General features: G+C 48.8%; 18 protein-coding genes. 4 read left to right on the top strand and 14 right to left on the bottom strand.

The annotated features are described in order from the left end of the window. Positions 1 to 37 precede the first annotated feature (37 nt). Complete coding sequence (locus BUQ91_RS02110) at positions 38 to 3,895, top strand: SNF2-related protein (RefSeq protein WP_074207973.1); 3,858 nt, start codon at positions 38 to 40, stop codon at positions 3,893 to 3,895. Between the two features lie 111 nt (positions 3,896 to 4,006). Then, a complete protein-coding gene (locus BUQ91_RS02105) occupies positions 4,007 to 4,579 on the top strand; it encodes a pyridoxamine 5'-phosphate oxidase family protein (RefSeq protein ID WP_074207972.1) in 573 nt (190 codons plus the stop codon). A 4-nt stretch (positions 4,580 to 4,583) separates the two neighbouring features. Here the strand turns inward: BUQ91_RS02105 and ribF are convergent, their stop codons facing one another. The 9 genes from ribF to BUQ91_RS02060 form a co-directional block, all read right to left on the bottom strand. Continuing rightward, positions 4,584 to 5,477 carry a riboflavin biosynthesis protein RibF gene (gene ribF / locus BUQ91_RS02100; RefSeq protein ID WP_074207971.1) on the bottom strand — a complete coding sequence of 298 codons (894 nt, stop codon included), beginning with the start codon at positions 5,475 to 5,477 and terminating at the stop codon, positions 4,584 to 4,586. Beyond that, positions 5,478 to 6,437, bottom strand: coding sequence for a tRNA pseudouridine synthase B (locus BUQ91_RS02095; RefSeq protein WP_254842210.1), 960 nt, complete (start codon positions 6,435 to 6,437; stop codon positions 5,478 to 5,480). A 96-nt stretch (positions 6,438 to 6,533) separates the two neighbouring features. Further along, positions 6,534 to 6,887, bottom strand: coding sequence for a 30S ribosome-binding factor RbfA (gene rbfA / locus BUQ91_RS02090; protein ID WP_014546935.1), 354 nt, complete (start codon positions 6,885 to 6,887; stop codon positions 6,534 to 6,536). Further along, complete coding sequence (infB, locus tag BUQ91_RS02085; RefSeq protein ID WP_254842209.1) at positions 6,887 to 9,961, bottom strand: translation initiation factor IF-2; 3,075 nt, start codon at positions 9,959 to 9,961, stop codon at positions 6,887 to 6,889. Before infB ends, rbfA begins: the two co-directional genes overlap by 1 nt. An 81-nt stretch (positions 9,962 to 10,042) precedes the next feature. Further along, the gene (gene nusA, locus BUQ91_RS02080) at positions 10,043 to 11,266 is read right to left on the bottom strand and encodes a transcription termination factor NusA (RefSeq protein WP_072827391.1); all 1,224 of its coding nucleotides are present in this window, start codon (positions 11,264 to 11,266) and stop codon (positions 10,043 to 10,045) included. 12 nt (positions 11,267 to 11,278) lie between these two features. After that, positions 11,279 to 11,731 carry a ribosome maturation factor RimP gene (rimP, locus tag BUQ91_RS02075; RefSeq protein ID WP_074207968.1) on the bottom strand — a complete coding sequence of 151 codons (453 nt, stop codon included), beginning with the start codon at positions 11,729 to 11,731 and terminating at the stop codon, positions 11,279 to 11,281. Between the two features lie 193 nt (positions 11,732 to 11,924). Then, entirely contained in the window at positions 11,925 to 13,694 is a 1,770-nt protein-coding gene (locus BUQ91_RS02070) for an FISUMP domain-containing protein (RefSeq protein WP_175566586.1), read from the bottom strand. Positions 13,695 to 13,862: 168 nt separating this feature from the next. Beyond that, on the bottom strand, positions 13,863 to 14,792 hold the full coding sequence (locus BUQ91_RS02065; RefSeq protein WP_074207966.1) for a hypothetical protein: 930 nt from the start codon (positions 14,790 to 14,792) through the stop codon (positions 13,863 to 13,865). A gap of 68 nt (positions 14,793 to 14,860) precedes the next feature. Beyond that, a complete protein-coding gene (locus BUQ91_RS02060) occupies positions 14,861 to 16,450 on the bottom strand; it encodes a fibro-slime domain-containing protein (RefSeq protein ID WP_254842208.1) in 1,590 nt (529 codons plus the stop codon). A gap of 211 nt (positions 16,451 to 16,661) precedes the next feature. Between BUQ91_RS02060 and BUQ91_RS02055 the strand changes: the two genes are divergently transcribed. Next, complete coding sequence (locus BUQ91_RS02055) at positions 16,662 to 16,871, top strand: hypothetical protein (RefSeq protein ID WP_072827395.1); 210 nt, start codon at positions 16,662 to 16,664, stop codon at positions 16,869 to 16,871. Between the two features lie 98 nt (positions 16,872 to 16,969). Here BUQ91_RS02055 and BUQ91_RS02050 read toward each other — a convergent pair whose 3' ends face one another. The 5 genes from BUQ91_RS02050 to BUQ91_RS02030 form a co-directional block, all read right to left on the bottom strand. Continuing rightward, positions 16,970 to 17,692, bottom strand: coding sequence for an NUDIX domain-containing protein (locus tag BUQ91_RS02050; RefSeq protein ID WP_074207965.1), 723 nt, complete (start codon positions 17,690 to 17,692; stop codon positions 16,970 to 16,972). Continuing rightward, entirely contained in the window at positions 17,689 to 18,804 is a 1,116-nt protein-coding gene (locus BUQ91_RS02045; RefSeq protein WP_074207964.1) for a hypothetical protein, read from the bottom strand. The genes BUQ91_RS02050 and BUQ91_RS02045 overlap by 4 nt, the downstream gene beginning before the upstream one ends. Positions 18,805 to 18,814: 10 nt before the next feature. Further along, complete coding sequence (locus BUQ91_RS02040) at positions 18,815 to 19,627, bottom strand: M23 family metallopeptidase (protein WP_254794309.1); 813 nt, start codon at positions 19,625 to 19,627, stop codon at positions 18,815 to 18,817. 105 nt (positions 19,628 to 19,732) lie between these two features. Next, positions 19,733 to 20,365 carry an STAS domain-containing protein gene (locus tag BUQ91_RS02035; protein WP_254794310.1) on the bottom strand — a complete coding sequence of 211 codons (633 nt, stop codon included), beginning with the start codon at positions 20,363 to 20,365 and terminating at the stop codon, positions 19,733 to 19,735. A gap of 8 nt (positions 20,366 to 20,373) precedes the next feature. Beyond that, positions 20,374 to 21,714, bottom strand: coding sequence for a PorV/PorQ family protein (locus BUQ91_RS02030; RefSeq protein WP_074207963.1), 1,341 nt, complete (start codon positions 21,712 to 21,714; stop codon positions 20,374 to 20,376). Positions 21,715 to 21,765: 51 nt separating this feature from the next. Between BUQ91_RS02030 and BUQ91_RS02025 the strand changes: the two genes are divergently transcribed. Beyond that, positions 21,766 to 22,695 (top strand): tyrosine-type recombinase/integrase, encoded by a 930-nt coding sequence (locus BUQ91_RS02025; RefSeq protein WP_074207962.1) that lies wholly within the window; start codon positions 21,766 to 21,768, stop codon positions 22,693 to 22,695. The last annotated feature ends 4 nt before the right edge of the window (positions 22,696 to 22,699 follow it).

Genomic DNA, 22,699 nt, shown 5'->3' with positions numbered 1-22,699 from the left:
ATTTGTTCATTTGAGCACTTTTATTATATTTGTGCCCATGGATTTTGGAAGTTATGAAAAGACTTGGTGGGCAAACAAGTGGTTGAGTTCAATTCTCGCAACCGCAAGCGAGCAGGCTGTTTTGCAGGGGCTCAAGTTTGCCGCACGTGGCCAGGTCACAAGCATCGACATCGTCGATAACCGCGTGATTTCCGTGGTGAAAGGCCCGAATGGCGGGCTCCATAACAACTACATCGTCTTCCCGAAATTTTCTAAAGAATCTTCCGAAATCTTCGTGAGCTTTTTGAAGCAGCAGCCTGCGGAACTTTTGGCTTTAAACAACAAGGCGTTAAGCCCGTCGCTCGAGCTTTTGATGAGCAAAAGCGGGCTCCAACTTTTTGACGATCCGGCCAAGGTCAACATGGGTTGCGATTGTCGCGATGAACGCCCGTGCAAATACCTCGTTGCCACATTTTTGAAAATCGCAGAACAGGCGGACAAGGAACCGAACATCCTTTTCAAAATTCACGGGCTCGACCTGGAATTTATCAAGGACTACAAGCCGGATGCGATGGAAATGGAAGCGCCCAGCGAAACTAATCTCGTGAGGTCGTTCAGCAAGGCGACAAGACTTGTAGGCTCAAGCGCCGAAAACGCATCTGCTATCGAAACTGCCGCCGGGGATAGTGACGAACACGAAGCACAAAACGCCGCCGAACTTTCTCACGCAGAAGATGCGAGCGCTAGTTTATTTGGTGGGTATAAAGGCTCGGGCCGCGAATCGCAAAACAGCATTCCGCCCAAGCAACTGCCGACATTCGATTTCAAGAGCTGGAAAGACTACTCACATATTCTGCCCGCGATGTTGCAAAACTTCCCGAAGTTCTGCCCCGCCGGGAATTTCCGCAAGAGTTTTACCGACGAACTAGAATCGTGCCACAAGTTCTTTACCGACTTCGAAAATTTTGACGCTTTCTCAGAACAATTCCGCGTGAATAACGCAAAGACGTTCTTGATGGAAAACGAGCAACTGCGACTGTTCCACAAGCCCGGATGGCATTGGAATTTCGAGCAGTCCATGGCCGACAAAGTCATCAATAGCAATCTCACAGTCACAAACGTGATGGGCGCACTTTGCTGCCTGAGCGCTGGGAATTTTTCGTGGCACCATTACTCCGTGCGTTACTTGCACTTGATGTTGCAAGTGGCGTTTTACCTTGTGCGCACCGGAGCGATTTATCCGCAAGTTTTTTGGATCGGGAAAGACGTAGCGCAGATGCGCTGGCTCCCCGCCGAAATGCTCCCCGAGATTCTGTACATTGTCGCAGACCTCGAAGTCACCGCCCCGCGAGAACTCGCGTGGACAAGCAAAGAAGAATCCTTCTTCGAAATCGCGGAACCCGCCGAACATATTCTTTCGCTGTTCATCTCGCAGCTTCTGAAATTCGCGCGCAAGTACAAAACACCACTCAAGACGAATCACGGCAATTTACTCTCGTTCTTTTTCGATAGCGTTTCTGGAAAGCTCGCGAACAATGCACACGCCATTCCTGGGAAAATCCAGCAATGGCTCTCGGTGTATTCTTGCCTCGGTTGCCGCACGCAGATTCTCTTTGTCTGTAGCGAAATGGACGAAGATGTAGCGCTGGACGTTTTTGTACTTGACGAAGATGGAACCGCAACAAGTGCTGCCGGGAATGCGGCGGGAATGCTAAATGCCGCAAGACGCACGCCGCTTTCGGAATTATTCGAAAACAACGACTCGCGACTACTCTCGATCATGAGTGTTCTGAACGGCATCGCCGACGGATTCAAGCCGCTCGACGCCTATTTGGAACGCCGTGCAAGCGAACCGATTTTGATGCGAGGCGCCGAACTCCTCGAATTTTTGCAGGATTGCCTCAAAAAACTACAACTGTTTGGCATCCAGACAGAAATTCCAAAGAACCTTTTGAACATCGGAAAACCGAAACCCAAGATGCGCTTGCAAGGAAGCATGAGCTTTGGTGCATTCACTGCCGGAGACCTGCTCGACTTTGATTGGGAAATCGCCATCGGCGATGAAAACATTTCAGCAAAAGAATTCTTGGAACTCGCCGAACAAGCGGACGGACTTTTAAAATACAAGTCTAGTTACGTGCAAATTACCGAACAGGATTTGCAATCCATCCGCGATAAAATTGAAGGCAAGTCTGGCGGGAACGTCAAAGACGGCAAAGGCAAAAAAATTGCTGCGGATGATGCGGGAAAGTCTTCTGAAAATGCCGCGGAAAACGCCGACGAAATCCTCGAAGAAGATTCCGTTCCAGAAATCACGCAAGCCAAACTCGTACAAGCATGCTTCACCGGCGAATGCGACAACATCCCGGTTGAAATGGCGAGCGATTTCAAGCAACAGTTCGACGCCTGGCGTGCCGAAACAGACATTCCGTTGCCCGAGAATCTGAACGCAACTCTCCGCCCTTACCAAATGCGCGGCTACTCCTGGATGTACAAGAATCTGGAAATCGGATTCGGTTGCATTCTCGCCGATGACATGGGCCTTGGCAAGACGCTGCAAGTCATTACGTTCCTCCTCAAGATGAAACAGGAAGGCAAATTTGCGGAGAAAAAAGCCATTGTCGTGATGCCCGCCGGCCTCCTTTGCAACTGGCAAGTCGAAATCAAGAAGTTCGCCCCGGAACTCACGTTCTTTGCGTACCACGGAGGCCGCCGCAACTTGCAAAAGTTCAGCGCCGACGTATTGCTCACGACTTACGCTACGTTCCGCAAGGACTTTGCTGAACTCGACAAGCACGAATGGCAAACGATTATCATCGACGAAGCTCAAAATATCAAGAACGCCGATAGCGAACAGAGTAAATTGCTCCGTCGCATGCGCGCCCCAATGAAAATCGCGATGAGTGGCACCCCGGTCGAAAACCGCCTTATGGAATTCTGGACCATCATGGATTTTGCGAACCACGGGTTCTTCCCGAGTGCAAGCGAATTCCGAGAAAAGTTCGAAACGCCGATTCAAAAGAACGGCAACCAAATCGTCGCCGAAACATTCCGCAAAATTACAGCACCATTCATGCTGCGCCGTCTCAAGACCGACAAGAGCATCATCAGCGACTTGCCCGATAAGATCATCCAAGACGAATACGCCGAACTCACTCGCTCACAAGCAGCCCTTTATCAAAAAACGCTTGAGCACTTTATGCAAGAACTCGAGATGGAGCAAGCCCTCAGCGAAAAGGCAAACGATGCCCACGCCTTGTTCAAACGCAAAGGCATAATCTTGCAGATGATTCTTGCCCTCAAGCAAATCTGCAACCACCCCGCCACATTCCTGAAAGGGTTAGACGACAACGCCGCGTCCCCAAAGTCCAGCAAGCTCGAATCCGGCAAGATGCAAATGCTCCTGGATCTCCTCACATCTATCCAAGAGCAAGGCGAAAAGACGCTCATCTTCACGCAATTTGCCGAAATGGGGCACCTGCTAAAATCCACCATCGAAAGCGAACTCGGCCTCCGCACACATTTCTATCACGGCGGTTGCACACAAACGCAGCGCTCCGAAATGATCCAGGATTTCCAGGAAAATCCGGACTGCAAAGTGCTCATTCTCTCGCTCAAGGCAGGAGGCACCGGCCTCAACCTCGTCGCCGCCTCGCAAGTTATCCATTACGATTTGTGGTGGAACCCCGCCATCGAAGCGCAAGCCACCGACCGCGCCTTCCGTATCGGCCAAAAGCGCAACGTCCAAGTTCATCGTTTTATCACCAAAGGCACCTTCGAAGAGAAAATCAACTCCCTCCTCGAAACCAAAAAAGCCATCGCCAACTTGACCGTGAACGCCGGCGAAACATGGCTCGCCGATATGGACGACAAGCAACTCGCCGAAGTCTTCTGCCTGGACAACACAATTGTGTAATTTTTTTAGACTTTTAAAAATCCGTAAAGTCGCAAATTGCGACCTCACGAATTATAACACCTTTGAATGATTATATTTAAAATACAAACAGCGTAAAAAAGTTGAGGTAAAATGCGGCGCAAGGACAGAGAAGTTTTAGGCGACGAAAACATCGCAAAGATCATCGAGCAATGCACGACTTGTCATGTAGCAATGACGGATGATGCAGATGCAAGCATGCCTTACGTGATTCCGCTGTCGTTCGGATATAATCTAAACAGCGGCGTTCTAGAACTGTATTTCCATTGTGCGCATGTCGGCAAAAAACTCGACTGCATTCGCAAAAATCCAAATGTTGCATTCAGCATGTGCGTCGAAAACCGCATCGAGATTCACGAAGAAGCCTATTGCAAAAGCGGGCGCTTTTACGCAAGCGTTGTCGGGCAAGGCAAAGCCGAAATCGTCGAGGATATCGCCGAAAAATGCCGCGGCCTCTCACTCCTGATGGAACGGCAAGCCGCTGCGCCGCACCACCCAGATTCCGCGCAGTATTCGCAATCCACAAGTTCCGCGCATTCCACGCAATCCGCGATCCCGCACAAGTTCGAATTCACTCCCGAACAAGCCGCCACCGTAACAGTATTCAAGATAACGAGCACAAATTTCACCGGGAAAGCAAAAAACGAGCATGCACAAAAGTGCTAGTTCTCTACTCCGCCCAGTGATTTCCGTTGTAATTCTTGGCGGTGTCCGCGTCCATGCCAATCTGGCGCACTAAATCTTCGATGCTTGCGAATTTCTTTTCAGGGCGCAAGAAGGCGAGCAAGTCCAGCGCTAAGTGCTGGCCGTAAATGTCTTCGTTAAAGTCAAGCAGATACGCTTCGACCGCAAGGTTATGCGTTCCGGGCGTTGTCGGTTGCGTTCCGATGTTCACGACAGAGCGGAAAATGCGACCGTCCGAAAGCCTTGCGCTTGCGACATATACGCCACCTTTCGGCAAAAACTTGTACTGTTCCATCTGCACATTGGCTGTCGGGAATCCGATCGTATGACCAAGGCGTTTGCCGACCACGACCGTTCCAGACAAGCGATACGGGCGGCCAAGATAAGTCTGCGCACGGTCCACATCGCCATTCAAAAGTGCATTGCGCACGGCAGAAGAGCTCACGCGTTCGCCCTTGTGCAACACCATCGAAAGCATCTGCGTCGAGAGTTCCGGGAACGCAGCGGTAATCGTCTCATAATTGCCCTTGCCGCCTGCGCCAAAGCAATGGTCATGTCCAAAGAACATCGAGACAACTTCGCGCTTTTCAATCAATTCCGTGCGGACAAATTTATCAAACGGGAGTTTTGCCAATTCATGCGTGAACGGCAATACCAAAAATTCAATGCCAAGGCTCTCGACGAACTCGCGTTTTTCTTCGGTCGTCGTGAGGAGCAACGGATCGCCCGGTCCTCGCAAAACGTAATTGGAATGCGGTTCAAAGCTGATGACCGTCGGCTGCAAATGGTTCACTTCCGCAACCGCTTTCAGCGTGCGGAAAAGCGCCTGGTGTCCCAAATGGCATCCGTCAAAATTACCCATTGTCACAGCGCGTTTCATTTAATCATCACCTAAAAAGAACTTGGGGCAAATGCGGCCCGGGTCATAAACGCCAAGCCCAATCACAGCGCCATCTTTATCGGCGGTAAAGACAAACTTTTCCGACCCAGGCGTCGTGCTTAAATTTTCAACAGGAGTGCGCCACGGCACCCAATTTCCTAAACGAATCGCTTTCACCTGGTCGTCATTCAAACGGACCACCGGAAAATCAAGCACCTGGTCCACAGGGAGCAAATGTTCCGGCGTAAGAGCGTCCCCGCGAACAGCGCGATCCACAGTCACATTACCAATGCGATGGCGGCGGATCATTGAGACACAGCCGCACGTTCCGAGCGCACGAGCCAAATCACGACCGAGCGAGCGGATGTACGTTCCCTTGCTACAGTTGCATTCCAAATCAAACGTGGCAAAGCTCTTACCGGTACAGCCTTCCGTAACCTTGCCCTCGCCCACAACTTTGAGCGATTCGATATGGATGCGGCGAGGCTTAAGTTCAATTTCACGACCGCGATTCGCCAAGTCGCTTGCGCGATGGCCGTCGATTTTCACAGCACTGTAATTCGGCGGAACCTGGTCAATGTCGCCAATGAACTGCGGCAAAACCGCTTCGAGGTCCGCACGCGTCACCGATGGCACTCCGCACTGGATCCTATCGCCTTCGGCTCCAGGATGACAACTACTCTCGTCTCTCGTCTTTGGACTTTCGCTTTGCTCAAGTCCCAAATGCTGGGCTCGGTCATATCCATGCAAGCATGGCTGCGACTCTCGCCCCACGCATTTGTCGTCTACCTTAACCACTTCCCCGTCCCATTCCAGGGTGTCGGTTTCATAGCCAAGGTGGAGCCTGAACGTATAGCACTTGTCCTTCGCCTCAATGTAAGGCAAAAGGCGCGTTGCACGACCCGTAGCGGCAATAATGAGCCCGCTTGCACGCAAATCGAGCGTACCTGCATGGCCCACGCGTTTAGTACAAAAGACCCTTTTCAGAGGGAAAAGGGCCTTAAAAGATGTTTCACCTGCAATTTTGTCCAAGAGGACGAAGCCGGAAGAGGACAATTAAAGTTCCCCTTTCTGCTTCAGTTCTGCAAGGATTTCTTCAATGTGCATGGCATGTTCGAGATTTTCGTCAAGAACGAACTTGAGCTCCGGAACCTTGAAAATCTTCAAAGCCTTGCCCAAGACGCCACGGATAAAGCCGGCGGAATTGTTGAGTCCGACAAGCGTATCACGCTTTTCTTTATCGGAACCCATCACCGAAACGAGGGCCTTTGCATAGCTCAAGTCTTCGGTAATGTCCACACGGGTAATGCTCGCGAGAGTGCTCACGCGCGGATCCTTCAAGCCCTTTTGAATGAGCTTGGAGATTTCTTCACGGAACTGCTCGCCCAATCTATCGGTTCTACGAGTCATTAAGCGTCTTCCTTCTTTGCTTCAGTGGCTGCTGCAGCCTTGAGCTTTTCTTCAGCTTCTTCGCGGGCAACGTCTTCCAACGTACGGGCGACCTTGACTTCCTTGAAGAAGATGAGGCTATCGCCTTCCTTGATATCGTCGTAACCCTTGAGGCCGATACCGCACTCGAAGCCACGAGCGACAGACTTGACGTCGTCCTTCATGCGCTTCAAGGACTGGACCACAGTCGTACCGAGTTCGATACCATTGCGGTAAACGCGGACATGGCTTGTGCGGTCGACTTCGCCGTCGGTAACCATACAGCCAGCGATGAGACCAACCTTCGGGACCTTGAACACCTGACGGATTTCGGCTTCGCCAACGAGTTCTTCGCGCATAATCGGCTTGAGGAGGCCTTCCACAGCGTTCTTGATATCTTCAATGCAGTCGTAAATCACGCGGTAGTTGCGGATTTCGATGCCTTCCTTCTGAGCCATTTCGCGGACAGCGAGAGACGGCATAAGGTGGAAGGAAATAATGATTGCCTGTGCGGTCGTTGCAAACAGGATATCGGATTCCGTAATCGTACCCACACCCTTGCGGATGATGTTGACGCGGACTTCCTTGTTGGTAAGCTTTTCGAGGGAAGCGGCCAAAGCTTCTGCAGAACCACCCACGTCGGCCTTGACGATGAGGTTGAGTTCGGAGAGCGTACCTTCCTTCTTTGCGTTGAAGGAGTTTTCGAGAGAGACCGTCTTACGGGCGCGGAGATCGCGTTCACGAGCAGCCATACGGCGCTTGGAAGCAATTTCACGTGCGGTCTTTTCGTCTTCCACCACGACAAGTTCGTCACCAGCCTGCGGAGTACCGTCAAAGCCGAGCACCTGGCACGGAGCAGAAGGCGGAACTTCCTTCAACTGGACACCACGTTCATTGAACATGGCACGGACACGACCAGCGTAGATACCGCAAACAAACGGGTCACCCACATGGAGTGTACCGTTCTGCACGAGGATCGTTGCCATAGAACCCTTACCCACGTCAAGCTTGGATTCAACGACAGCGCCACGGGCGTGCGTATCCGGATTGGCCTTAAGTTCAAGAATTTCAGCTTCGAGAGCAAGCGTTTCGAGGAGGACATCCATGCCCTGACCCGTACGTGCAGAAACTTCGATACAGCTGGTCTGACCACCCCACTGTTCGACTTCCACACCGCGTTCTGCGAGCTGGGCGCGAATCTTGTCCGGGTTTGCGGTCGGGAGGTCCATCTTTGTAATGGCGACGACCATCGGGACGTTTTCGCGCTTTGCAAGTTCAATACATTCAACCGTCTGCGGCATGACCATGGAGTCAGCTGCCACGACGAGAACGATAACGTCGGTCACCTGGGAACCGCGAGCACGCATAGCACTGAAGGCTTCGTGACCCGGAGTATCGAGGAAGGTAACCTTACCCTGCTTGGTGGTGACTTCGTATGCACCGATGTGCTGCGTAATGCCACCCGATTCGCCGGACACCACGTGGGTCTTACGAATCCAGTCGAGGAGAGAAGTCTTACCGTGGTCAACGTGGCCCATAACAGTAACCACCGGATGACGCGGCTGGAGATTTTCCTGAGATTCTTCCTCGATGCCGAGAGCTTCTTCTTCGTATTCTTCCATCAGCTGAGCTTCGTAACCGAATTCATCAGCCAAAATCTGGATCGTTTCGAAATCAAGGCGAGCATTGATGGTCACCATCATGCCCATTTCCATGCACTTTGCAATGACGCGTGCCGGCATCTGGTCCATAAGACCAGCGAGTTCGCCCACGGTAATGAAGTCAGAAGTCTTGAGGATCTTCTTTTCTTCACCCGTATTGTTTTCGGAGTGATCCTTGTGATAAACTTTCTTGACCGGGTTCTTGGAGAGGGAGGCCATCACGCGGGAAACGTTCTGACGTACGGCTTCCTGCTGCTGTTCTCTCTGCATTTCCTGACGGTCTTTAGTATTGCTGCGACGGTTCTTGTCGTTGCCATGGCGGCCGTTCTGGCCCTTGCCATTGCCCTTGCCGTTCTGATTCTGGCCAAGAGCCTGGTTATTGCTGTTGGAAGCATTGAAAGCTTCCTGCATGGAACCGCTGGAGAATCCGCCGTTGCGTCCGGTATAGCCGCGGCTACTGCTGCTAGCGTTACCGCCGTTCGGGCGACGATTATTGTTGTTATTGTTGCGGTTGTCGTTACCGCCGTTGCCGTTGTTAGAAAGACGGCCAAACGTACCCGTGTAACCCTGACCGTTGCCGCCATTGCGGTTGCCGCCATTCGGACGATGGTTGTTGCGAGCGGCCTGAGCCTGCTGGCGAGACTTTTCGATACGAGCGAGGATTGCGGCATCGGGCTTGAAGACCTGAGCCTTCATCGGCGGCTGCTTGAGTTCTGTAGAAGCAGACATCATAGTCGGCTGCGGAGCAGCGGGCTTTGCAGCGGCCGGAGCAGGTGCAGCTGGCTTCGGAGCAACCGGTGCGGCAGGCTTTGCCGGGGCTGTTTGAGCAGGCGCGGGAGCTGCAGGCTTCGGCGCCGGAGCGGATTGAGCCGGGGCCGGATTTGCTGCCGGAGCGGGAGCTGCGGCAGTTGCCGGTGTTGCAGGTGCAGCCGGTTTTGCGACCGGTGCAGGAGCAGGCTTCGGAGCGACAGCAGGTGCGGCTGGAGCAGCAGCCGGAGCGGGAGCAGCGGGCTTTACAGCAGCCGGTGCAGCAGGCTTTGCTATCGGGGACTTCGGATCCTGTTTTGCGACAGCCTTCGGAGCATCCTTGCGGGCACCCGGGCCTTTCTTAAGGCTCACCTTCAAACCGAGCTTGTTCGTCGCAACCGACGTTTCCTTCTTCTTTGCAGGAGCGGAAGCGGAAGAATCAGATTCAGAAGCGGTCGGCCTCTTGAGATTCTTGTTACGGGCATCCTGCTTCTGTTTTTCGGCAGCGGCAGCCTCCTCAATCTTTTCAAAGTCTGCCATATCCAATTTGGACATATGGGTACGAACTGCAACACCTGCATCGCGGAGCAGCTTCATCACCACATCAACCTTCAATCCATGAGCATCAGCCCAATCCTTAGGTTTCATTTGAGATTCATTCGTCATGAATAGCCTATTCAATTCCTTTTCTTATTCTTCCGTTAAACTATTTGCCCTGCGCAAAAGTTTTTAAGCGTTCACGTCCTTCTTGACAGCAGCGGCCTTTGCCTTTCTGTCTTCGTCCATACGCTTCGCTCTCATTCTTCTTTCATCCTCATAGTTCGGAGCAAGGATGTTGTTCTTGGCTTCTTCGTCCATCTGAGACCATTCCTGTTCTCCATGAACATCGAGCTTGCGATCCACCAAGCGACCGGCGAGTTCCACGTTCTGGCCACCCTTACCGATAGCCTGTGCGAGGTTTTCGTCATCCACGATGATCACGATACGGTCCGTATCTGGAACCGGGAACATCTTGAGGACAGATGCCGGAGCCAAGGAACGCTGAACGAACACGTCGAAGTTTTCGTCCCAGTGAACGATGTCGATACGTTCGTTGCCGAGTTCGCGGACAATCGTCTGTACGCGAGCACCCTTCATGCCGACGCAAGCGCCAACCGGGTCAATCTTTTCATCGCGAGAGTAAACAGCGATCTTTGCACGACGATTCTTGGAATCACGAGCCACAGCCTTGATTTCGACAGTGCCTTCGTAAATTTCCGGAACTTCCTGACGGAGCAAGGCCTTGAGGAAGTCTGCATTAGATCTAGACAAAATAACCTGAGCACCGCTCTTCGTAGATTCTTCGACGCGAGCAATCACAGCCTTCACAGAAGCGCCCTGAGTCAAACGTTCGTGCGGAATCTGTTCGCGAGCCGGGAGTTCTGCTTCAATCTTGTTGCCAAGGTCTACGATAACATTACGTTGTTCTAAACGAAGCACCGTACCGTTGATGATCGTACCGATGCGGCTGCGGTAGATGTCCATAATGCGCTGGCATTCAGCGCTACGGATGTGCTGGGTCAAAAGCTGCTTTGCAGTCTGGATTGCCTGACGACCGAAGGAGGAGGTCGGGAGTTCCATATAAAGGCTGTCGCCTGCCTGAGCGTCTTCGTTAAAGTCGCGAGCTTCTTCGACGAGCATGTAGCCTTCGTCCATTTCAGCAACTTCTTCGGCAGTCATGTTCGGGTCGTAGTCCGGATAGTCGTCCACAACTTCAACGTTCAAGAACACATGGACTTCGTTTGTTTCCATGTCGATATCGACGTTGATTTTCTTTTCGATGTGCAAATACTTGCGAGCCGCAGAAATAAGAGCCTTCTTGAGGGCATCCAAAATCACGGAATCATCGACACTCTTGTCTTCAACGACGTCCTTGAGCACGTCGAGCAAGTTAACTTTCGGTTCGTTCTTCATAAGTTGACCTTCCTATTTAATTTCTACTTCGACCTTGGCTGAAAGCACCTCGGACCTCGGTATGACGATTTCGCCGGCATTGCCCTTGAGCTTGAGCTTCAAATTTTCTTCGTCGGCATCTAAAAGTTCACCCGTCACTGGCTTACCCGTCGAGCGGGTCACGCGGAGCAAACGGCCCTTGTTGCGGTTAAAATCCGCCATAGACTTGAGGGGGCGGTCTATTCCCGGAGAAGAAACCTCAAGCGTATAAGCGCCTTCGATCAACTCGGGATCCAGGTCCAGCGCATCCGAAAGGAAATGACTCACGTTCGTGCAGTCATCGATAGTAACACCTTCGGGCTTGTCGATAAAAATCCGCAATGTCTTGCGCTTGCCGGCACGGAATACATCAGCTTCTACAAGCGTCACAGATGCAGACTTGCAGGCGTCGGCAATGAGAGAATTCAGTTTTTCTTGGGCGACCAAATAAACCTCTTATATTAAAATAGACGTTCGCTTACGGACCTTCTCCAGAAACCTTTTGGACCAAAATCCGGGGTTTCAACGGAAAAAATCCACGAACAGTCTAAAAACCGATACAAATAGAGAAATTTTTTCGCACTCAGGCAACCGCTATTATAAAAATAGGGGCTAATTAGTGACAAGAGTATAAAATTTATCAATGCGTGAGGCAATAATTCCGATCGTATATAAGGCGGATGGGGAGACGAGCTTTTCGAACATCGTCCGTCATCTCAGACTTTGAAGATTCGCCATTTTCATAGAAGCAGTAAGCGGCCAATTTACTTGGATTACTCGGACTATTTAACCGTATCCAAAAACAAGTTTTAAGTCTTTTATTGCCCGTCAAACTCAAAAACAAAGCATCACGATCGTAGTAACCAGCTGGGAGAAGATTAAACTTAGATTCGTTGTTCCCACCCATTTCTTCAGAATAAAGTTTTGTTATATCATGACCAACGATACCTATCAGTTCCTTAACTTCTTGCGAATCCGGCAAGACCCAGCAATCATTCGGATCCGTAGACAGCCTATGGATGAAAAGAGCCTCCTCTGTATTATAATAGCGCCCATATTTTTTGCAAAGATCAACGCCATTATCTCGTTCATAAGCATAATAATCATCAAAGCACGTTTTTTCTGTTGACGTAAAGCTATCATCCCAATACTGCAAGTTTTCCGCCATCCATTTTTGATGAAGATTCATGTTCCCTTCCTCGGCATTAAAATCAACAACCGAGTAGGAATCGCCTAGAATCGTTGCGGACAGCTTCGAAACAGAGAATGACGAAGAGGACTGCACTGAGCTGCTTGACGACTTGGCAACCGTCTTTTTTTCGCCCTTAATGCAGCGAATAGAATACAAGGACGTTTTTGACCTTTTCTGCCACTTAGCCTCGTTTTCATCGGAAGAGAAACACAGAACAGCCACATTTTCTCCATCTGTTTCGCTACTAGTCCAGAAACATGATTCTGAGGCATCGTAACTCTGTTTCCAATCATCACTAACTTTGCCAGAGCCAGCAGGAAGAACTCCAAATCCGAATTCATCCGAACCCGCCCACTGTTCAGACTTGAGCTTTTTAGCAGATTTATTACCAACGACTTCAAGTAAAATTTTCCAGTCCGTCGTATCCGGCACATGCCATCCATCGGGGCAAGCATCCTCCGTCAGACTGAACGTATAAAGACGACCATACATTTCGCAATAGTCTGTTCGGTTCTGGAAACAGTAAGGAGACATATATTGAGAATAAAGATTTTCTGCCATCCATGTCTGAGAACCAATCGTTACAATATCATATGATTCCGAATAATCATCCCAATAAAGCGAAACATCTTTTTGGACAACTGCGCCAGATGCCAATGTTATTATCGAAGAGCTACTTACTGAAGACGACGAAATAGCCGCAGAAGAAGACGACACTATTGATGACGATGACGATTCTTCATTTAATCCTTTTTCAACCACAAATTCTTTCGAATTTGCGCCCTTGTTCTGCCTACTGTACGGAGCAACGCGGATAATGCCGTGCATAGTCGGTTCAACACCCAAGTCGGCAGAGAGCTTGACCTTCACTTCGTTACAAGTCTTGCCATCCATTACAGCGTCGTAAGTAACATCGAGCAAATCAAAGCCCTGATCAGAAGTTCCGTTCTTGAAGATGATGCGGTAGCCATTATCTTCTACAGATGTTCCAAACACAACATCAATCGTTTGCCCAACCTTGAATTTTTCGCCACCGGCAGGATAAACAACTTTCACGCCATCAGACACAGAACAATCGTAGTCTCCATCAGAGCCATTCGATTTTACACTAGACGATGAAACTGGTTCACTACTACTGGATTCAGCAACGCTAGACGAGGATTCATCCGATTCTATTTCTGAATGAGCCTTTTTCCAACCCTCAAAATCATCTTCCATTTGCGAGACGTAATCCGTACAAGCAGAAAAGAAAAACGCTACGGATAAAATAATTATAGATTGCTTCGCTACGCTCGCAATGACGTTTTTTCTCTCGTATTTCATCTGTAAAGTTTCACCCGTTCTCTCGTCTCTAGTCTTTCGTCTCTCGTCTAACATCATTCCCTCCTAGAACGCAAAGCTAAGCCCAATACCAACAGCACCGGCAATCGCAATACCAATACCCACGCCACGCAATGTCTGCCCGGATTTAGCGTCATCGTGATTCTTCTTGTATTCAGTTTCTGTAGAATACTTTTTCTCGGAAGCATTCTTCGCCTTGCTGTTTCCGACCACAGCAAGCACAACACCTGTTACAGTCGCAACAGCGCTGATGCTTAGCGGTACCCAATGGATACCTTTCTTTGCGGACTGTTCTTTCACCGGAGCCTGCGCCCCAACATTCGCGGGGATACTTGCACCAACTTTATTTTCACTCACCGCTTCTTTTGCAACAAGCGGAGTTTCAACAACAGGAACTTTAGCAGGTGTCGGATCCGGCAATGGAGCAACAGCCGAATCTACAGTAGCCGTTTCTTTAACTACAGAATTATCGACCTTACCTCTTTTGAACATTTCCAATTCTTTAACGCTATGGAAAAATTCAGGAGATTTCGCTTCAATAACAGCCAGAAGTTCATTCACATCAGAACCACGTCCGTTGAAACTTGCAATAAGCTTATTCCCCGCAGTCTCGTAAAGTTCAGCCGAAAGCGTAAGCGAATTTCCAAAGCGGCCCACGCGAGCTTGGCAAACATAATCGGCAGCAATATTCTTCCCCGTTTCTACAAGGCAGCTACCTTCGCAGTCCTCGATGGATTTACTCGGTGGCAACATCTGCTGGATGTTTTCGCGAGTCATGATGGTGTAATTCTGCACCGCAGGGAGTTCCTTGACAGCCTGCTCACGCAATACGTTAGTAAGGTACTGGCGGTCCAAAAATGGCACACTATCCTTGGCACTGCCATCGGCCGCCGTTTCAAGCACTGCGACATAAGTTGCAAACGAACTTGTTGCAAGCATCAACAAAATTGACAAAAAAGTAAATAACTGTTTCATAATTAAAAAAATAGAAAAAAACAATAAAGGCCCCCGAAAGGGCCCCTATTTTCTATAACCATTAAAAGTTAATATGCGCAACCATCGCTTTCCTCACCCTTCTTCTCCGCTTCGCCGGAATATGAAATTTCACTGGCACTTGCAACAAAAGACGAGGGGAGCGACATCGAGAAATCAGAAATTTCGGTCTGACGGTTAGCGACAAAGAAATGCAAATGGTGAGAGGATCCATCTGCCCAGCCCGTTACATCGGATGCACCTTTGCAACTTGAATACGCGGCCAAAGGTTCTCCGACATGGCAACCATGATTATTTTGAGCAAGAGTCTGAATGTTCACGCTACCCGGAGCAGGTAAGTGTGTACCGCCCAAGTCAACAACCAAAACGCCATCAACAAACACCCACAAGTCACCACTACTAATAAACTTCAGCACTTCCGGTTCAGGCAACTGGTTTGATGCCTTGTACTGGAAATTCATATACCCCATCATGGTAAAGCCATAATTGCGGAAGTGTTGCAAGCCAAGAGCTCCGTTCATTGTAACAGCCTGCAAAGCGGCACTATGTCCAGTACCTTCGGAATTTACGGCACGCGGACCACCCGCATTGAGCCAGTCTGCACAAAGCTTAGCGGTACTCTGACCATACAAATCCTGCTGAGTTGGAGCATACTGATACTTGTAAGGTGGGCAGAATATGGAAAGCGATTGAGGTTCAAAAATTTCACAAGAACCCGTCGGCTGGATGGACGGATTACAAGGTTTTGCCATCACCCATTCTCGATTCACCGGATTCACACTATCTAGCGGGAAGAACCCTCCATTGTTGGAATTAAAATTGTAAACAAAGTCATTATTTTCGTCTGAAGACTTCGAAAGATCAAGGACCATATTGATGCGCTTGTTTACAGTAGGCACATCAGCAAACCACTGATCAAAATTTCTGTTGTCACAGCGTTCATTCAACTTTTGAACGACAACCCCTTCATACATATTAAGGCTCTCGTTATTATCCAACTTCGTAAATAGCAAATAAGGATCCACCATGCCAGGTGTGTAAACAACCGGATTTGCCCAATTATTTTTCCCACCAGGGCACTTTGTGCCATTCACGTTATCAAGAGCATTTTTGTAGCCGCGCAAAAACCTAGGCCCCGATATTGCAGTCGCAGTCTCAGCACATTCCCCGTATTCTAGGACCGGGCCCGTAGAAACCTGCTGCAAATACGATGGCAAAAAGGGATTCACCTGCATCGGCAGGCCATCAACACCTATTTGAATCCCCGCCCCAAATTTTTCGAAAGTGTACATGTTACCGCATGTATTGTGGTAAGACGTTGCCGCATACCAATCTTCATCAAAACCAAATGCTTTCATGGCTGCACCGGTCGCAGTCTCATAGTTATAGATATCATCCAAATGATCTACCGCTTCTTCCGAGAAGTTTTCAAAATCTGGATGATTCTGCTGGAAATCGCGAATAACGACATCTAAACTAAGCGAAGACGCATCGACATTAGCCCCCTCTTTCGCAAGAGGTTTAGCACCATCCGTAGGGCAGGTCGTTTTTTGCTGAGGTCCATTAACAAAACCATCTGGCGCAGGATCATCTTCTGCACAAGCGGCCAAAAACACCATAATTGGCACTATTAGTGCCATATTTCTTTTATTCCTATTCATTGTTCCTCCTTATTATAGCCACAGCGAAAAAAAACTCGCTCTAGCACTGAATAAAAGTTTGTACTTAATATATAATTTTTTTACCAATATGCTATATGGTACTCCGCTAAAGTGCATACTGCACTGCTTGGTCATGACAATTTTTGCAAGCAAAATTGTCGCGACTCTCGCATTATGCTATATTTAAAATATGGTATACGTACTTCTCATTCTTATCAGCATCGCAGGTCTTGCACTCTGCGGTTTTTATCTCAAGAAAAACATTATCCGCATCAAGGATAAAAATAAGGATGAGCCGAAAAAATACAAGCGTATCTGGAACTACGTTCCGACAGGTCTCTGGTACGGATACTTGATCCTGTTCTTTGCAGGACTGACAATCAATAATTTGATTTTTTAGTTGTTGGTCAATAGTCGTTAGTCAGTAGTTGTTAGAAGACGCAGTTGTCCTAATTCTTCTCTAGTAACTAGTAACTTAGAACTAGTAACTAAAAAAAACTAATAGTACACTTTCTGGGCTTGAAGCCAACGTTCGTACAAGAACAGAGCAATAAAGTTCTTTCCGTCAATGAACTTGTGTGCAGCCTCTTCGTAAGGCAAGACTTCCGTGCGTATCCATTCATTTTCGTCAGTATAAGTCTGGTTCTTGCCATCCATCGCTTCAAGTTCAGCACGCGTCACGTTGCGTTCAATCGCATAAAGGCGGATGCGCTCGTCCAAAAGCCCACAGCTTCCGGCAAAGCCATCACTTGCACCCTTGTACCAAAAGTCCATCAAGTCAATCAGTTCAGAATCGTCTGCTTTGATTTGAGCTTCTTCTTCAAGTTCCGAAAGAGCCACCTTGCGGAAGTCGCCCGACCAGTCGAGAATTCCCGCGGGAATTTCGAGTGATGCCGTTTCCGAGATAGCAAATCGCGGTTGGCGCACCAAGAGCAAATAGCGTTTGCCTTCGCAATGGAGAACTACAAGCACGCCCACGGCATGGCCACGAACAAGCACAATTCCATGTACGGGCTTACCATCCGGCAAAAATGCCGTCGCATTCAGCTTGATGAACAGCGGCACATGCTTTTTGCTAAAGTAATCAACCGAAGCAAAATGAACTTTTGTAATCTTGAACTTTTTTTCAGAAGCTTCAAGCCATTGCTTATAAATTTTACTTTCGAGAATTATCTGTTTGTCTTCTTCAGGAATTTCAGCAGCAAAGGTATATTCAATCATTTTGACTCCGTGGAATCGGTGCGGAGTGTATCGAGAGCTACCGTAGCCGATTTCCAAACCTTATACAAACTATCTATTTGCGTCTTATTTTCGCCATCATCGCTTTCCGTCAAGATGTTATTACTCTCCAAGCGATAGGCTATCCAATCTTTCTTTGTCGATGGACCACAAGAACGTTCATTTTCGTCAGGTACAAAAAGTTCACGCACAAAGGTCGCCTTGCTGTTATACGCAAAGCCGCCATAAACAAAACCATTCATCATGGCGCAAGAAGGAATATTCTCGACATAATATGTGCTCATGTGCCAAATCGTATCCAATCGTTCATTGACTTTTCCAAGTGCAGTCGAATCATATTCCCACTTGGAATTCAAACAGAAAACGGAATCCGCCGAAGCACAGGAATAACGAACTGGCACAAGTGCCGTATCGCTTTCTCTCCAACTTGTAGGATAAATCGTATCGGCAACAACGTCATTACACTTGTCTACACGCATCGTGCAATTTGCACGAAGAGTTCGCCAGAAAAATTTTTGCGGAGTAATGGAATCAAGCACGCGCACAATTGAGGGAGATTCTTTTGTTCTTAGCGGGAGTGAATCAGGCACGGCAAAAGCGGAATCGATAAATATGCGGAACGTATCGCGTTTCAATTCTCCACGTCGGAGCATGATTGAATCCAGCAAGGAATCCACATCGTTCTTGACAATAACATTTGTCACCTGCGAGGGCAAATCCTTGATTACCATCTTGAACGTCGTATCTGGGCGATACATCGGAGCAGGGCAATCATCCGTATTCACCTTGATGCTAATTTTCGGTGCAATAACGAATACCGAATCTTCCACGCTTTCGTTCAAGTCAATCGAAGCAAGAGAACAATTCGAAAAGGACCAAATCTGAGAAAGCGTTACATAGAGCGTATCCGATATCAAGTGCAACGTTTTTCCAGAATCAAGCGTTGCCGCTAAAAAATATCCGTCCCCTTCAACGCGTTCCCCATTCGGCATCACATCAAGCGGGCCATCGCCATCTTGTGCGCAAGAGGCAAACAAAGCCATCAATAAGGAAAGCAAACAAATTCGAAAAAATGCGGCGATTTTACGCTTCATAAAAACTCACTCAAAAAGGCAAATTCTTTTTGAATATAGCAATTTGGGCCGAATCTACCGGATGGGTCGCTTTGTAGAAATCTTTCCAACGCACGAACAAACCATTTTGGCGAATCGTCAAGAAGAACGAGGAACTGTCCTGCGGCGAGAGGCGACCGACAGCATCATTAAAGCCAAGAGTCTTGCCAACTGTAGGCGCCATTTTCCATGAGCCAATGCCAAACATACGCGAAGTGATGCCATTCCCGTGATTGAGTTCTACGAACATGCCAAGCGAATCACGGCCCGCTTCTAGCACAATTCCCGGAAGCACAGGGTAAATCGGGGCTTCGCCAAGACCTTTAAAGAGATCCGCCGAGAGCAATTGTTCCAAGCCTTCAAAGTCAAAGTTGTCTACAATTGCAAGTGCAGACCATCCGAGCGGAACATGCGGGCACGGTCCCGGGAAAAGGCAACCGGTCTTGCTCGAAATCCAAACCTTCGAAGAATCCTCGCGCGTCATGTGCAAAAAAACGTTGCGGGTAGTATCTTCAAGAACAACAAGGAGTGCGTCGCCAAAATCTTTCTTGGATGCAACCCAGTGAATCTTAGCACCATCACTTGCTAAATTTTTCACGTAGCGCAAGAATGAATTTGGAAGAGTGAGGGAATCGTTCACAATCCACGAGCACTGCGCATAGCCCTTCTGGAGTTCAAACGGGGTCCCGTCATAGGACGTGCAGCCGGCAATCCATTCTTCAACAACAACAGGAACCGGTTCTTCATTTCCAGGCAGAGGAAGTTTGTCCACCAACTTGTGGAACCAGCCATTCGTGTAGGCCACAATGATTAAGGAGAAAACTAAAATGATCCTTATCAACGGGAATTTGCGACGGACCCGCTTTCTTCTTTTTTTCCCTTGATACTCTGAAAATTCTACAGCCATCGATTACAAGACAAGATAAGAAACAACAGCAGCAACAATCAGCAAGAGCACAAATACAGCAACGAGAGAACCCTTCGACGACGGGGTTTCATCCACCAACGGATTCTTATCCATAATTTTCGGTTCAACCGGTTGCGGTTGGGGAACTTCCACAGTCTCTTTTTTCGGTTCAGGCGTAGGTTCTGGTTTTTGCTCTGTTTTTTGCACCGGTTGAGGCGCAGGTTGCGGAATTGGCTGCGAAAGAATTACAATCGGTTTAATAGAAGCAGGCGCGTTCGATGTTTTCTTATCGACCGGCTTATAGGAATACATGTCCGCTTCGTTCATGAAGATACGAATAAAGCGTTCAAGTCCCACCTTCTTAAGACTTTTCGCAAGAGACTCTTTATCCGCAAGCACAGCGAACGTTCCCTTTCGCTTAGAAAGTTCCTGATGGAACTGCATAAAGGCATTGTAGGCATCGCTATAGACAAAATCAAGCCCGGAGAGGTTGACTCCGATAAACTTGGCTTGAGGATTTTCCTCCAGCACGGAACGGAAATTTGCCTTGAACGCTTCTGCATCAAAAGCTCCAATCGGGTTGAGTGGAGCCGGAAGCAAAAGGAATAAACCCACACTTCTTATTTCAGCCATCATGCAGTCTCCTATTCCAAGATTTCGTCGTCCGTTTCAATAATCGGAGTTGTGGATGCCGGAGTTACAGGCGCTTGAACAGGCGTTTGTGGCACAGTCGACGTTGTAGGTTCCGTCGATGTTTTAGGCTCATTTACACCTGGATTCACCAAAGGAACATCCGCAGCAGGCACAACAGAATCTACTGGAGCAACAGTTTCCACAACCGGTTCTACCTGCGGAGCAACCGGTTCCTGGACACGTTCTTCCACAAAATCTTCAGCAGGTACTTCTTCTTCGGTTACAAGTTTCTTTGCAGCTGCAGTTTTGCTCAAATGACCTTCTTCTCTTGGCTTATGGCCAAAGAGGTACGGGCTAAAGCTAACACTCACACGATGCACCGGAGAAAACACCGGATGCGACTCAAATGCGTAATCCACAACGAGGAACTTAGCAATCGTAAGACCAGCACCCGCCGTTACACTCTTGAAAGTCGTAAAACTGCTGAGACCGGCACGCAATTTAAGCCCAAAGTCAAATGCAAATTCGACACCACCACGACAGCCAGACAGCCAATCCAGAGGATTTTCCCAAATACGTTTGCCGTTAGTATCGGTTTCAAAATCCAAATCTCGAGCTTCACGATGGAAAAAGCCTGCACTCTGCCAGTAGAAATTGAACTTACCATAGAGGTATTGTACCGGCAAGCTATAGCTTAAGGCCAAGTAAAATTCGGGAGAGGAATATTCAAACTCGCCAGACTCCCAGGAGGTTGCCGACGAAGTCCAACCTTTCAAAAGGCCAGCAACGTAAAAGTCATCCTTAATCTGGTACCGTGCACTAGCATCGCCACGGAAGCCCCAGCCGCTCTGGTCCATATCGCGGTAAAGCACATGGAACGCAAGGCCCAAGTCCAATCGGTCAATTATGCGACGGCCCCAAGCGACAGAAAACACCCAGTCTGCAATAGAAAGCGTGTTGTAGTCCGAGCCTTCCGGCAGCGGATCGCCTTCACGGATGTAAGGAATGTCATCGGCGCCAAAACGTGAGAACGAAACCCCCAAGCCCTGATTTTTAGGGAGCGGGATCACCATCGACGCGTAATCATACTTGGTGTCTTCGTAATAGGCCGTATGCGAGAAGGATGCCCACATGTACTTCGCCTGCGTAAGCTGGTACGCATTCGTGCCAAGTCCGAGATAATCACCTTCAACAGCTAAAGTCGCTGAACCCAAGGCCGCAGAACGCGCACCCGGTTCTATATCAAGAGTTGCGTTCGCCCCCACAACGCGGTCGGCAGCATAAGCGGTCGACACAATCGCACTGGCAGCGAAACAAATCCGCAAAGAAATAAATTTTTTCAAAAAAGACATTTGGTGACAACTAATATAGACTATTTTTTCTTGTGGAAACAACAGACGACAATGCTTTTAGACGAATACATCCAAAATTTTTTGATATATCTGCAAACTCAGCGCAGGTATTCCGAAAGAACTGTCGAAACATACCGAAAATCGCTGGAAAAATACCTCGCGATGCTTACCAGCAATGGACACACCGCCCAAAGTGGGGCTTCAAAAGTTGTGACGCTCGACTCTTTTTCCGAAACAAACGTCAAGAATTTTGTGTGGGATTTGAAAATCAAACAGAAACTCGCACCTACAAGCATCTGCGAACACCTCGCCGCTCTTAAAAGCTTTGGCAAATACCTCGTCCGTTCCAAGATTTTGCAGAAGAATCCCGCCGAAGCGGTTCCCATGCCCAAGCGTCCCAAGCGGCTCGTATCGTTCCTCGGGCAGAAAGACCTCGCCGAAGAAAAATTCCCGGAGTTGCCCGAAAATCCGTCATTACAGCAAATCCGCGCACGACTTTTGCTCGAACTCATTTACGGTTCTGGACTGCGAATTTCGGAATGTCAAAACCTCTGCTGGAATCAATTACAGATAAAAGAAAGACTAGTCCGAGTGATTGGTAAGGGCAACAAGGAACGCATCGTCCCGATTACAGACACGTTAATCACTTGGTTGGAGCAATTCAAGGCCGCAGAAATTGAAGCTGGGCACGCTCCAAACATCACAAGTCCCGTATTCTTAAACGAAAACGGAAAGCCTTACGATGTCCGCACTCTCCGAAATGACATCCATAATTTGTTACGAGAAATCGGCTGGGAAGGTAAAGCGAGCCCGCACGTGCTGCGCCACAGTTTCGCCACGCACTTGCTCGAAAATGGTGCCGAAATCATGAGTGTCAAGGAAATGCTCGGACATTCGAACATCTCGACCACGCAAATTTACACGCACGTGAACGCCGAGCGCTTACGCGAAGCATTCAAGAAAACGCACCCGCGCGCTTAGCACA

Origin of the sequence: Fibrobacter sp. UWB11 (assembly GCF_900143015.1) — a bacterium.
In the GTDB taxonomy this organism is placed as follows: Bacteria; Fibrobacterota; Fibrobacteria; order Fibrobacterales; family Fibrobacteraceae; genus Fibrobacter.
The sequence above is the reverse complement of the archived record's forward strand: the minus strand, read 5'-3'. Positions and strand labels throughout refer to the sequence as shown.

Coding starts and splice junctions, on each gene's coding strand:
- BUQ91_RS02060 (WP_254842208.1), bottom strand. CDS start 16,450: ATGGCACTAATAGTGCCAATTATGGTGTTTTTGGCCGCTTGTGCAGAA.
- ribF (WP_074207971.1), bottom strand. CDS start 5,477: ATGAAACGCGCTGTGACAATGGGTAATTTTGACGGATGCCATTTGGGA.
- infB (WP_254842209.1), bottom strand. CDS start 9,961: ATGAAACCTAAGGATTGGGCTGATGCTCATGGATTGAAGGTTGATGTG.
- nusA (WP_072827391.1), bottom strand. CDS start 11,266: ATGAAGAACGAACCGAAAGTTAACTTGCTCGACGTGCTCAAGGACGTC.
- BUQ91_RS02045 (WP_074207964.1), bottom strand. CDS start 18,804: ATGAAGCGTAAAATCGCCGCATTTTTTCGAATTTGTTTGCTTTCCTTA.
- BUQ91_RS02105 (WP_074207972.1), top strand. CDS start 4,007: ATGCGGCGCAAGGACAGAGAAGTTTTAGGCGACGAAAACATCGCAAAG.
- BUQ91_RS02055 (WP_072827395.1), top strand. CDS start 16,662: ATGGTATACGTACTTCTCATTCTTATCAGCATCGCAGGTCTTGCACTC.
- BUQ91_RS02110 (WP_074207973.1), top strand. CDS start 38: ATGGATTTTGGAAGTTATGAAAAGACTTGGTGGGCAAACAAGTGGTTG.
- BUQ91_RS02050 (WP_074207965.1), bottom strand. CDS start 17,692: ATGATTGAATATACCTTTGCTGCTGAAATTCCTGAAGAAGACAAACAG.
- BUQ91_RS02070 (WP_175566586.1), bottom strand. CDS start 13,694: ATGGAAGATGATTTTGAGGGTTGGAAAAAGGCTCATTCAGAAATAGAA.
- rbfA (WP_014546935.1), bottom strand. CDS start 6,887: ATGACTCGTAGAACCGATAGATTGGGCGAGCAGTTCCGTGAAGAAATC.
- BUQ91_RS02065 (WP_074207966.1), bottom strand. CDS start 14,792: ATGAAACAGTTATTTACTTTTTTGTCAATTTTGTTGATGCTTGCAACA.
- BUQ91_RS02030 (WP_074207963.1), bottom strand. CDS start 21,714: ATGTCTTTTTTGAAAAAATTTATTTCTTTGCGGATTTGTTTCGCTGCC.
- BUQ91_RS02025 (WP_074207962.1), top strand. CDS start 21,766: ATGCTTTTAGACGAATACATCCAAAATTTTTTGATATATCTGCAAACT.
- BUQ91_RS02035 (WP_254794310.1), bottom strand. CDS start 20,365: ATGATGGCTGAAATAAGAAGTGTGGGTTTATTCCTTTTGCTTCCGGCT.